Origin of the sequence: Saccharopolyspora oryzae (genome assembly GCF_027853915.1) — a bacterium.
GTDB classification, from domain to species: domain Bacteria; phylum Actinomycetota; class Actinomycetes; order Mycobacteriales; family Pseudonocardiaceae; genus Saccharopolyspora; species Saccharopolyspora oryzae.
Window position 1 is genome coordinate 105527 of record NZ_JAQGLA010000005.1, and the last position, 12004, is coordinate 117530.

A 12004-nucleotide genomic window follows, 5' to 3' on the forward strand; every position below is an offset into this window, starting at 1 on the left:
GGTTTCGAGGGGGAACGCGATGGGCAGGACGATCCTGGCGGCCGTGGCGCTGCTGTCGGTCACCGCGCTGGCCGGCTCGGCAACGGCATCGCCCAGCCACGCGGACGGCCGGTTCGACCGCCCGCAGCACGAGTTCGCCCCCAGCGCGACCGTGCTGCGCGACGGCTCCCCCACCGACGTCGGACTCGATCCGGCCCCTATCGACGCGGCGCTGCAGCAGATCGCGGCGTGGACGGAGAAGACCCCGGGCCGCGATCACCCGATGTACGCGGGGGCGGTGAGCCTGCTGGTGCACGACGGCGTGGTGGTGCATCGCGACGCCGTCGGGAAGGAGCTGCGCTACGCCGACGGCAAGGGCACCGAACTGCCCGCTGACCAGCAAGAACCGATGCGCACCGACACGATCTTCGACGCCGCCTCGATCAGCAAGCTGTTCACCTCGATCGCGGCGCTGCAGCTGGTCGACGCCGGTGCGGTGGACCTGGGCGCACCGGTCGCGGACTACCTGCCCGAGTTCGGCGTCAACGGCAAGCAGGGCATCACCGTCGAGCAACTGCTCACCCACACCTCGGGCCTGCAGGCCGAGGTGCAGCTGTGGAAGTTGCCGCCGGAGCAGCGGATCCCGTCGGTCATGCAGCTGACCCCGGAGCACCCGCCGGGCACCAACTACACCTACGCCGACCCGAACATGATCACGCTCGGCGTGCTGGTGCAGCGCGTCACCGGCGAACCGCTGGACCGGGTGGTGGCCGAGCGGATCACCGGACCGCTGGGCATGCGCGACACCGGCTACAACCCACCCGCCTCCGAGCTGCACCGCATCGCGGCCACGGAGTTCCAGGCCGATCCGCCGCGCGGCATGGTGCGCGGCCAGGTCCACGACGAGAACGCCTGGTCGCTGGGCGGCGTCGCAGGCCAGGCCGGGATCTTCTCCACCGCCGACGACCTGGCGACGCTGGGGCAGGCGCTGCTCAACGGCGGCACCTACCAGGGCAACCGCATCCTGTCCGAGGACGCCGTGACGAAGATGCTGACCAACTTCAACGGAGCTTTCCCGGGCAACGCGCACGGTTTGGGCTTCGAGCTCGACCAGCGCTGGTACATGGCCGGGCTCAGCGCCCCGCACACCGCCGGGCACACCGGCTACACCGGAACGTCGCTGGTGATCGACCCGCTGTCGCGAACGGTCGCGGTGCTGCTCACCAACCGCGTGCACCCGTCGCGGGACTGGGGCTCGAACAACGCCGCCCGGCAGGCGCTGGCGCAGGGCATGGCGCAGGCACTGGCGGTGCGGCCGGAGTTCGGTTCGGATTCGTGGTTCACCGACCGCGCGGGCACGGTGACCACCGACCCGCTCGGCCCCGTCAGCGGTCCGGTGCAGGTCTCGTTCAGCGCGTTCGTGGACACCCAGCGGGACGCCGACGGGGTCGACCCGCTACTGCTGGAGTCCAGTGTGGACGGAAAGAACTGGCAGCCGGTACCGGTGCGCGCCACGGGCCCGGGAGCACCGGAGGGCGTGCAGCAGCAGCTGGCCGGATCGGGACATCGCAGCTGGTGGAAGGTGCGCGGCAGCGTCGCGGCTGAGCCGGGGCAGCGGGTGCTCCTGCGCTGGCGCTACGCCCCGGACGGCCAGTACACCGGACGCGGTGTGAACGTCGACGGCATCCTCGCCGCCGACCGCAACGCAACGCTCCTCGACGGGGAAACCCAGGCCGACCGCCTCCACCCCGACAACTGGACGTCCACCGACCGCTGACGACCTGGAGCGAACGGCCTGTTCACCTCACCTCCCGAGGCGAACAGGCCGTTCGCTCTGTGGACAACTCGCCCCCGCTGTGGAGAACTCCCGCAATTTCAATGGAAATCGGAGGTCCAATTTCCATTGAATTTGCGTCCTGTCCGGTCTGCGACCGCGAAGCACGACCGGCACCGCGGGTCGCATGCGCCGCAGGCGGTCAGGTCAGGGGGTGCCAGCGGGTGGTGCCGGAGTCGGTGATCGCTCGGCCGAACTGGACGTCGGCGAAGTGGCCTCCGAAGCCGATCGTGCCCGGCTCGTGGAGTTCGCGCACCAGGTCCTGGCGGGTTCGGATCGCCTGCTCCTGGTCGACGTCGACCTGGACCGGCCAGGTCGGGTTCGAGATCTGCACCGCGCTGTGCAGCGCGTCACCGAAGACGATCAGCCGCTGGTCGCCCGAGGTGATCGCGTAGGACGCGTGGCCCGGCGTGTGGCCGGCGGAGTACCGCACCCGGACGCCGGGGAAGACCTCTTGTCCATCGTGGACGGTTTCGAGCTGCGCTTCGACGCCGGCCAGCATCTCGTCGGTGACGTCCGGTGCGTGCTGGTCGCGGAGCTTCCACTCCGGCTCCGCCAGCAGGAATCGCGCTGCGGGGAAGACTCCCCGGTGCGCCCAGCCGATGTGGTCCGTGTGCAGGTGGGTGATCGCGACGGCTTCGACCTCTTCGGGAGCCCGGCCCAATGCGGTCAAGTTCTCCAGCAGCTCACCGCCGCGAAGGGCACCGATGATCGGGTTCCCCGGATCCGCCGGGTGGCTCACCGGGCCGAAACCGGCGTCGATCAGCATCGCGCGCGAGCCGTGCTCGACGAGGAGCCCGCCGATGCTCGCGACCAGCTCCCCCGCGTCGTCGAGGTAGTGCGCGTGTTCGCGCCAGTCGTCCTCCGACGTCTCCGGGAACCAGCCGCGCGGCTTGAGCCCGACCGCGCCGTCCGGGACGTAGCTGATCCGCAGGTCGCCCAGCTCGATCGAGCGGATTCCGGCGACCGCGTTCCAACGGTGTTCTGCAACCATGCCGATTAACTTACAACTAGAACTATTCTAATTGCAACATCTCTAACTTGCTATCCTGGTGGCATGGACCGGTCCGCGGAAACCCGGGAGCTCTGCAGCCTGATCAGCGAGCTCTCGCACAACATCGAAGAGCACGTGCGGCACTGCGTGTCGGACAGCGATCTCACTTCGTCCCAGGCGATCGCGCTGCGCGAGCTGGCCGAGCCGCTGAGCATGCGCGAGCTCGCCGATCGGATGCACTGCGCGACGTCGAACGTGACCTTCCTGATCGACCGCCTGGAGAAGCAAGGCCTGGTCACCCGGCGCCCGCACCCCACCGATCGCCGCGCGAAGGAGATCGCCCTGACCGAGGAGGGCGAGCGGCAGCGGGCGCAGATCATCGAGCGCTTCTCGGTGAACACCCCGCTGTCCGGGCTCAGCGAGGACGAGCAGAAGACCCTGCACAAGCTCCTCCAGCAGGCCCTCGCCAACCGCTGAGGGAGTCCCCTCCTCCGGGACTCCCGAGTCGCGATGGCGGCTGCCTGCGGGCAGTGTCGGACTCAGGTGAAACCCGTCGGGAGGAGTTCGAGATGTCGGTGATTCCGCAGGACCGCGCGGACATCCTGGGAAAGCAGGCCTTCGGGCACGTGGCCACCATCGGTCCGCACGGCGAACCGCAGTCCAGCCCGGTGTGGATCGACTGGGACGGCCAGTACCTGAAGTTCAGCCAGACCAAGACGCGGCAGAAGTACCGCAACCTCAAGCGGGAACCGCGCATCTCCATCTCGGTGCACGACCCGGACCATCCGTACCGCTACGTCGAGGTGCGCGGCCGGGTCGCCAAGATCGAGGACGACCAGGACAACCGGTTCATCAACAAGATGGCCAAGAAGTACCTCGACGAGGACGAATACCCCTGGCCCCAGCCCGGCGACGAACGCGTCATCGTCTACGTCGAACCGGAGCACAGCACCAAGCAGTAACCGCTCGCGTGCCGATTTCGCAAGAAATCAACCGTCGGCCCGGACCCGGACAACAGCGGCTCGAAGCTGGCGATCGGGCGAGCGACCGGCCCGATTTCTTCGCGAAATCGGCACTTCGACGGCTGGCGCGCGGGCGTTGTCCAGGGGCGATAGCGGTTCGGAGCGGAGGAAGTCGGGTATTCCCACTTTCGGAGTAGTTGTAGGGAGATGCAACCCGGGTATGAAGTTGCCCCGTCCTCCGGTCGGAAACCCGGAAGAGGGCCATTGACCGCCTTGAGCAACGGTTAGTAAGTTTCCCACATGGCCACAGACGACACTTCCCACGAATCGGCCGAGGCTAGCCCCCTCGTCAAGATTCGTTCGCTGCTGCCGGGTCTCGCGCGAGCCGAGCAGCGGGTGGCCAACATCGTGCTCGCCGACCCGGCGTCGATCTCGCGGCGCAGCATCACCGAAGTCGCCGAAGCCGCAGGCACCAGCGAGACGACCGTGACCCGGTTCTGCAAGGCGATCGGCGTCGGCGGCTACCCGGACCTGCGCATCGCGCTCGCCGCGGACACCGCGCGCACGTCCACGCGCGATCGCGAGCTCGGCAGCGACATCGCCCCGGACGACGACATCCGGCAGATCATCGAGAAGGTCGGCTACGCGGACGCGAAAGCCGTTGAGGAGACCGCCGATCAGCTGGAAGCGTCGGTGCTGGAGCCGCTCGTCGACGACGTCGCGCAGGCCCGCCGCATCGACGTCTACGGCGTCGGCGCCAGCGCGTTCGTCGCGCTCGACCTCCAGCAGAAGCTGCACCGCATCGGCCTGACCTGCTTCGCCTGGTCCGACACGCACAACGCGCTGACCTCGGCTGCGGTGCTGCGCGAGGGCGACGTCGCCATCGGCATCTCGCACACCGGTGCCACCACCGAAACCGTCGAGGCGCTGCGCGAGGCGCGGCGGCGCGGTGCGACGACGGCGGCGCTGACCAACTTCGCCCGCTCCCCGATCACCGAGGTCGCCGACCACGTGCTGACCACGGCGGTCCGCGAAACGACCTACCGCTCAGGAGCCATGGCCAGCCGGATCGGCCAGCTCACCGTGATCGACTGCTTGTTCATCGGCGTCGCGCAGCGCCACCTGGACCAGGCCCGGGCAGCGCTGGAGGCCACCTACGAAGCGGTGGGCGGCCACCGCCTCGAAAGCCGACCGGACCGCCGGCGGCAGAAGGAGGCGTGATGAGCCGGGACCGCGCTGTGCGGGTGGACGCTCCGACCGAACGGACCAACCCGCGGACGCGGGACATCGATCTGCTGCCGACGCTGGACATCCTGCATGTGCTCAACGGCGAGGACCGCACGGTCCCGGTGGCCGTCGGCCGGGTCCTGCCCGAGCTGGCGAGCACGGTGGACATGGCGGTGACCGCCCTGCGCGCGGGCGGCCGCGTGCACTACGTGGGCGCGGGAACGTCCGGCCGGCTCGCCGTGCTCGACGCGGCGGAACTGATCCCGACCTTCAACGTGCCGCCGGACTGGATCGTCGCGCACCAGGCGGGCGGTTCCGAGGCGTTCCGCCGCGCCGTGGAGAACGCCGAGGACAACGCCGCGACCGGTGCCGCCGAGATCCGCGAGAGCGCTTCGCCCGACGACCTGGTGATCGGTCTGGCGGCGTCCGGGCGCACGCCGTACGTGCTGGCGGCGTTGGAGGCCGCGCAGCAGCTCGGCGCGAAGACGGCCCTGATCACCTCGAACCCGGACGTCGGGCAGGTGCCGGCGGACGTGGTGATCGCGGTGGACACCGGGCCGGAACCGATCAGCGGCTCCACCCGGATGAAGGCGGGCACCGCGCAGAAGCTGCTGCTCACCTCGTTCTCCACCGCGGTGATGATCAAGATGGGCCGCACCTACTCGAACCTGATGGTCAGCATGCTGGCCACCAACGCGAAGCTGCGCGGCCGCACGATCGGCATCCTCCAGGAAGCGACCGGTGCTTCCGAGGAGGTCTGCGAAGCAGCGCTGACCGCGGCCGACGGGGACCTGAAGACGGCCCTCGTCCACCTCCTGACCGGCGCCGACGTCGAAGCCTCGGCGGCGGCTCTGGCGGTCGCCGACGGACAGGTCCGGGAAGCCCTCCGAACCCTCACCCCGTAGCCGACAGTTCAGCCGGGGAGGCCGGCGGCGACATTGCGGTAGGCGTCGGTGACCAAGCGCCAGAAGCCCGCGGTGTCCAAAGTGGTCGGAACGGTCGCGTTCCGGCGGTCGGCCGGGGCGTCGAAGTCGGTGACCGTCATGCCGGAGGTGAACCGGCCCTGCGTCTCCACGTCGACGCGGGCGGGCACCGACTCGAACAGGCCGGGGTCGATCACGTACGCCACCGCGCACGCGTCGTGGATCGCCGGGCCCTTCTCCTGGTAGCTGATGTGGCTGCCGTAGAAGTCCAGGCACGGCGTGAGCAGTTCCGCGTCCAGGCGGCCGAGGTCGGCGAAGCCGGAGCGCACCTCGGCCGTCGCGCGCGCCTGGTGGGTGAGGTCGAGGCCGATCATGACCGTCCGCCACGGCGCGTTGAACGCGATCGAGGCGGCCTCCGGGTCGGCGACGATGTTGAACTCGGCGGCCGGGTTCGTGTTGCCGCGGGTGTAGGAGCCGCCCATGATCACGAACTCCTTCACCCAGTCCGCGATCCGCGGTTCCTTGCGCAGGGCCAGGGCGATGTTGGTCAGCGGCCCGACCGCGGTCAGGCTGATCTCGCCGGGCGAGGCGGCCAAGGTGTCGATGATGAAGTCGACCGCGTGCTGTTCGCTGAGCGCCGCCTTCGGCTCCGGCAGCACGGCGCCGCCGAGCCCGGAGTTGCCGTGCACGTCCCCGGCCGTCCGCGGCTCGCGCACCAGCGGCCGTCCGGCGCCCCGCGCAACCGGCACGTCCATGCCGTAGAACTCGCGCAGCCGCAGGGCGTTGTCGGTGGTGTGCTCCAGCTCGACGTTGCCGCCGACGGTGGTCACGCCGACGACGTCGAGCTCCGGGCTGCCGTGCGCCAACCCGAGCGCCAGCGCGTCGTCGATGCCCGGGTCGCAGTCGATCAGGATCTTCTTCACCGAGTCCTCGTTCCTCCGGCTCGATCTGCAGTTTCCATTGAAACTGCGGTTCCCCGTGCCCGGTGTCCGCAGTTTCCATTGAAACTGCGGTTCCTGGGATCAGCCCTCCTGGACCGCGTCGGCGATGGACTTCGCCTCGCGGGCGCCCGACTCCAGCGCCTTGCAGCAGTAGACGATCCACTGCGCGACCTGGTCCGGGTCGCCGGTGGCGAAGCCCAGGGCGAGTTCCGCGTACTCCTCCTGGCGGCGGAAGTAGGCCACCTCCGGGACCACCAGGCCCTTCGGGTCCAGGCCGCTGCCGATCACGCTCAGGCGCGCGGCCGCGCGTGCGATCACGCCGTTGGCGAGGCCGAACGGCTGCAGCGCGAGCAGCTCGCCGTGCACGACGGCGGCCAGCACCGGGCCCGGGCCCTGCGCTTGCGGATCGGTGATGATCTCGGCGAGCAGGTCCAGCCGCTCGGCGACCACCGGGTCCGACTGCGGGCGACCGAGCTCGTCCGGGTCCTCCACCAGGTCCGCGGCGGCGAGCACGTGCATCCGCGCCAGCGCCTGCCGCGGCGCGCGCTGCCAGGTGGGCAGCAGCGCGCCCATCGCCTCGGCGATCCGCAGCGAACCGGCCAGCAGCGGGTCGGAGACCTCCCCGGATTCCGGGATCTCCGCGGCGCCTCCGGCGATGGCCGCGGACGCGCGGGCGGCGCGCACCGACGCTTCCGCCGCGGTGGTCGGCCAGCCGCGGCGGTTGGCCGGGTGCCGGTGGACTTCGTCGATCGCCGCGCGGGCCTCGGCCACGGCGTCGGCCACGCCGTCCAGCTCGACCAACGGGGCCAGCGAAGGCTTGTCGTTCACGCCCGCTGACGCTACCGCCAGGCCTTCCCCCCGCTGGCGGGGCCGGATGCGACATATGCCACAGTGGACCCCTCGACAGCCCCGCGTAGCGCAGTGATTTCGGACAGTACGCCCAATTGGTCTGAACCAATAGCGCTAACCCTCTGTTGCAGTGAGCCCGATCGCATTACGGTGCGGTTAGCACTGGCTACCCCACGACCACGGAGGTTCTCGGCGATGAGCCAGCCCGACGGGCAGAACAACGAACTCAGCAACCTGCTGAACGAGAGCAGGACGTTCCCGCCGTCGGCGGAGTTCGCGTCGCAGGCGAACGCCACCGCCGAGCTCTACGACCAGGCGGATGCCGACCGAGAGGCGTTCTGGGCCGAGCAGGCCGACCAGCTGCACTGGGAGACCAAGTGGGACCAGGTCCTCGACTGGTCCGACGCGCCGTTCGCGAAGTGGTTCGTGGGCGGCAAGCTCAACGTGGCCTACAACTGCGTGGACCGGCACGTCGACGCAGGCAACGGCGACCGGGTCGCGATCCACTGGGAGGGCGAGCCCGGCGACTCCCGCGACATCACCTACGCCGAGCTGCAGCGCGAGGTCTCGCGCACCGCCAACGCGCTGGCCTCGCTGGGCGTCAGCGCCGGTGACCGCGTCGCGATCTACCTGCCGATGCTGCCCGAAGCGGTGTTCTCGATGCTGGCCTGCGCCCGGCTCGGCGCGATGCACAGCGTCGTCTTCGGCGGGTTCTCCTCCGAGGCGCTGCGCTCCCGCATCAACGACGCCGAGGCGAAGGTGGTGATCACCGCCGACGGCCAGTACCGGCGCGGCAAGGCGATGCCGCTGAAGGCCAACGTGGACGAGGCCGTCAAGGAGACGCCGAGCGTCGACCACGTGGTGGTCGTCAAGCGCACCGGCAGCGAGGTCGCCTGGGACGACGCGCGCGACAAGTGGTGGGACGACGTGCTGGACGGCCAGCCCGACACCCACACCCCGGAGGCCTTCGACTCCGAGCAGCCGCTGTTCATCCTCTACACCTCGGGGACCACCGGCCGCCCGAAGGGCATCCTGCACACCTCCGGCGGCTACCTGACCCAGGCCGCCTACACCCACCGCAACGTCTTCGACCTCAAGCCGGAGTCGGACGTCTTCTGGTGCACCGCCGACATCGGCTGGGTCACCGGGCACACCTACATCGTCTACGGGCCGCTGGCCAACGGCGCCACGCAGGTGATCTACGAGGGCACCCCGAACTCGCCGCACGAGGGCCGGCACTGGGAGGTCGTCCAGAAGTACGGCGTGACGATCTACTACACCGCGCCGACCACGATCCGGACGTTCATGAAGTGGGGCGCCGAGATCCCCGCCAAGTACGACCTGTCCAGCCTGCGGCTGCTGGGCAGCGTGGGCGAGCCGATCAACCCCGAGGCGTGGATCTGGTACCGGAAGAACATCGGTGGCGACCGCACGCCGATCGTGGACACCTGGTGGCAGACCGAGACCGGCGCGATCATGATCTCGCCGCTGCCCGGCGCGACCGCCACCAAGCCCGGCTCCGCGCAGCGCCCGCTGCCCGGGCTCTCGGCGAAGGTCGTCAGCGAGACCGGCGAAGAGGTGCCCAACGGCGGCGGCGGTCTGCTGGTGCTGGACAAGCCGTGGCCGTCGATGCTGCGCGGCATCTGGGGCGACGACGACCGCTACCGCGAGACCTACTGGTCGAAGTTCGCCGACCTCGGCTACTACTTCGCCGGTGACGGCGCCAAGTACGACGACGACGGCGACATCTGGCTGCTCGGCCGGGTCGACGACGTCATGAACGTCTCCGGGCACCGCATCTCCACCACCGAGGTCGAGTCCGCGCTGGTCTCGCACCCGAACGTGGCCGAGGCCGCGGTGGTCGGCGCCTCCGACCCGACCACCGGTCAGGGCATCGTGGCCTTCGTGATCCTGCGCGGCGGGGTCGACGACGCGGCCTCCGGCGAGGCGGCGCTGAAGGAGCTGCGCGAGCACGTCTCCCGCGAGATCGGGCCGATCGCCAAGCCGCGGCAGATCATGATCGTGCCGGAGCTGCCGAAGACCCGCTCCGGCAAGATCATGCGCCGCCTGCTGCGCGACGTCGCGGAGAACCGCGAGGTCGGCGACGTCACCACGCTGGCCGACTCGAGCGTCATGAACCTCATCTCGAAGGGCCTGAAGACCGGCAGCGACGACTGATCCGCGTCATCGGACAGGGGCGTCCTCCCGCTCGGGAGGGCGCCCCTTCGCTGTCAACAGAACGTGAAGTTCCCGGCAAGGCGAACCACGATCAAGCCAATGACCTGCGACGATGCTGCGCCCGCATGGTTTCGCACAGCAACCATCCGGCGGTCGGATGTTAAAATCGCGCAATAGGTGTGCCGGGAAGTCTGGTCGGCGTCGCAATCCGTGCTACCCACGAACGGAGTCATCGAGTGTCGACAGCCGACCAGAACAAGCGGACCAGGACGTTCGACTTCGCTGCCTACCTGCGCACCGAGACCGTCGGCGGCATGGTCCTGCTGGCCGCCACCGCGGTCGCGCTGCTCATGGCCAACTCCCCGCTGACCGACTTCTACCAGGCCGTTCGCGACTTCGAGTTCGGACCGGAATCGCTGCACCTGAACCTGAGCGTCGGCGAGTGGGCCAAGGACGGCCTGCTGGCGATCTTCTTCTTCGTCGCCGGCCTGGAGCTCAAGCGCGAACTGGTCGTCGGCGAGCTGTCCAACCGCAAGAGCGCGATGCTCCCGGTCATCGCCGCGCTCGGCGGCATGATCGTGCCGGCCGTGCTCGCCTTCGCGATCGGCCACGGCGCGCCCGGTGCGCACGCCGCCTGGGCCATCCCGGTCGCCACCGACATCGCCTTCGCGCTCGGCGTGCTGTCGCTGACCGGGTCCTGGATGCCGACCGCCGCGCGAGTCTTCCTGCTCAGCCTCGCGGTGGTCGACGACCTGGGCGCGATCATCGTGATCGCCGTGCTGTTCACCGACGGCCTGAGCGTCCTCGCGCTGCTCGCCGCCGTCGTGCTGTGCGCCGTGTACTGGTACCTCCAGCGCAAGCGCGTCACCAGCCCGTTCCTGTACGTGCCGCTGGCCGTGGCGGTCTGGATCGCGGTGCACACCAGCGGCATCCACGCCACCATCGCCGGCGTCGCGCTCGGCCTGCTCACCCGCGTCCACCGCGACCCGGACGAGCACGCCTCGCCCTCGGAGCGCTTGGAGCACCGCCTGCAGCCCTGGTCGGCCGGGCTGATCGTGCCGGTGTTCGCGTTCTTCGCGGCCGGCGTCCCCGTCGACGGCGACGCGCTGGTGGCCATCGGCGAGGACCGGGTCGCGATCGCGGTCATCATCGGCCTCGTGCTCGGCAAGCTGATCGGCATCTTCGGCAGCTCGTTCCTCGCGGTGAAGCTGGGCATCGGCGCCAAGCCGGACTCGGTGAAGTGGAGCGACATGGCGGCGCTGGCGATCCTCGGCGGCGTCGGCTTCACGGTGAGCCTGCTGATCGCCGACCTGTCGCTGGAAGGCGCCGCGGCCGAGCGCGCCAAGGCGGCGGTGCTGATCGCCTCCGCGATCGCCTCGCTGGTCGCCGCCGCGGTCCTGCTGCGCCGGGGCCGCAGGCGCAAGGGCGACGAGGTCGTGAACAGCGAATCCTGACCTGCCCGGCGAGCTGCGGCTGCCGGGGGCCTCGCCGCTGGTGGGGCCCGCCGGAAGTCACTCACGGGTAACGCACCGCGAGTCGCCGGGTCGCCCGTTGATCGCGCGTGGCACGATGGGGCACGTGAACAGCGCCCAGAACAGCACCAACGGCAGCCGTGACGGTGCGGGGTGGACTGCGGTCACGTCCATCCCGCTGTCCGAAGAGGGCACTGCTCCTGATGGGCAGTCCGTCGGCGCGTTGGTCCGCGATGCCACCACCCACCTGTCCACTCTGGTCAGGTCCGAGGTGGAACTTGCCAAGACCGAGCTCGCCGGTGAGGCGAAGAAGGCGGTCAAGGGCAGCGTCTACTTCATCCTCGCGCTGACCGTGCTCGGCTTCAGCCTGTTCTTCCTGTTCTTCACGCTGGCCGAGGGCCTGGCCCAGCTCGGCCTGTGGCGCTGGGCGTCGTTCGGCATCGTCTTCCTGCTGATGCTGGTGGTGGCCGGTCTGCTGGCCCTCCTCGGCTACCGCCGGGTCCGCAAGATCAGGGCCCCGAAGCGGACCATCGAGTCGCTGAAGGAAACCTCCCAGCTCACCAAGCGCCACAAGGACGAAGAGCCCGCCTCGGCGTAGCACCAGGACTCCAACGCGCCGCACCTCCCACCGGAGCTGCGGCGCGT

11 protein-coding genes are annotated in these 12004 nt (G+C 69.8%); 8 read left to right on the forward strand and 3 right to left on the reverse strand.

The features are described 5' to 3' along the window. Positions 1-19 precede the first annotated feature (19 nt). Positions 20-1756 carry a serine hydrolase domain-containing protein gene (locus OU415_RS05325; protein ID WP_270947417.1) on the forward strand — a complete coding sequence of 579 codons (1737 nt, stop codon included), beginning with the start codon at positions 20-22 and terminating at the stop codon, positions 1754-1756. A gap of 199 nt (positions 1757-1955) precedes the next feature. Here OU415_RS05325 and OU415_RS05330 read toward each other — a convergent pair whose 3' ends face one another. Further along, the gene (locus tag OU415_RS05330) at positions 1956-2807 is read right to left on the reverse strand and encodes an MBL fold metallo-hydrolase (RefSeq protein WP_270947418.1); all 852 of its coding nucleotides are present in this window, start codon (positions 2805-2807) and stop codon (positions 1956-1958) included. Positions 2808-2870: 63 nt separating this feature from the next. Between OU415_RS05330 and OU415_RS05335 the strand changes: the two genes are divergently transcribed. The 4 genes from OU415_RS05335 to murQ all read left to right on the forward strand — a co-directional run bounded on the left by OU415_RS05335 (position 2871) and on the right by murQ (position 5901). Then, entirely contained in the window at positions 2871-3284 is a 414-nt protein-coding gene (locus OU415_RS05335; protein WP_270947419.1) for a MarR family winged helix-turn-helix transcriptional regulator, read from the forward strand. A 92-nt stretch (positions 3285-3376) separates the two neighbouring features. Further along, positions 3377-3769: a PPOX class F420-dependent oxidoreductase gene (locus OU415_RS05340; RefSeq protein WP_270947420.1), complete on the forward strand. Its 393-nt coding sequence runs from the start codon at positions 3377-3379 to the stop codon at positions 3767-3769. 300 nt (positions 3770-4069) lie between these two features. After that, positions 4070-4990, forward strand: coding sequence for a MurR/RpiR family transcriptional regulator (locus OU415_RS05345; protein WP_270947422.1), 921 nt, complete (start codon positions 4070-4072; stop codon positions 4988-4990). After that, positions 4990-5901 carry an N-acetylmuramic acid 6-phosphate etherase gene (gene murQ, locus OU415_RS05350; protein ID WP_408641782.1) on the forward strand — a complete coding sequence of 304 codons (912 nt, stop codon included), beginning with the start codon at positions 4990-4992 and terminating at the stop codon, positions 5899-5901. Before OU415_RS05345 ends, murQ begins: the two co-directional genes overlap by 1 nt. Before the next feature lie 8 nt (positions 5902-5909). Here the strand turns inward: murQ and OU415_RS05355 are convergent, their stop codons facing one another. Further along, a complete protein-coding gene (locus tag OU415_RS05355; protein WP_270947424.1) occupies positions 5910-6842 on the reverse strand; it encodes a nucleoside hydrolase in 933 nt (310 codons plus the stop codon). Positions 6843-6941: 99 nt separating this feature from the next. Further along, positions 6942-7688 (reverse strand): Fic family protein, encoded by a 747-nt coding sequence (locus tag OU415_RS05360; RefSeq protein ID WP_270947426.1) that lies wholly within the window; start codon positions 7686-7688, stop codon positions 6942-6944. Between the two features lie 216 nt (positions 7689-7904). On the opposite strand from OU415_RS05360, the gene acs reads away from it, so the two are divergent. The 3 genes from acs (at position 7905) to OU415_RS05375 (ending at position 11957) form a co-directional block, all read left to right on the forward strand. Next, the gene (acs, locus tag OU415_RS05365) at positions 7905-9887 is read left to right on the forward strand and encodes an acetate--CoA ligase (protein ID WP_270947427.1); all 1983 of its coding nucleotides are present in this window, start codon (positions 7905-7907) and stop codon (positions 9885-9887) included. Between the two features lie 236 nt (positions 9888-10123). Further along, on the forward strand, positions 10124-11341 hold the full coding sequence (gene nhaA / locus OU415_RS05370) for a Na+/H+ antiporter NhaA (protein ID WP_270947429.1): 1218 nt from the start codon (positions 10124-10126) through the stop codon (positions 11339-11341). Positions 11342-11456: 115 nt separating this feature from the next. After that, positions 11457-11957 (forward strand): phage holin family protein, encoded by a 501-nt coding sequence (locus OU415_RS05375; RefSeq protein ID WP_270947430.1) that lies wholly within the window; start codon positions 11457-11459, stop codon positions 11955-11957. Positions 11958-12004 lie beyond the last annotated feature (47 nt).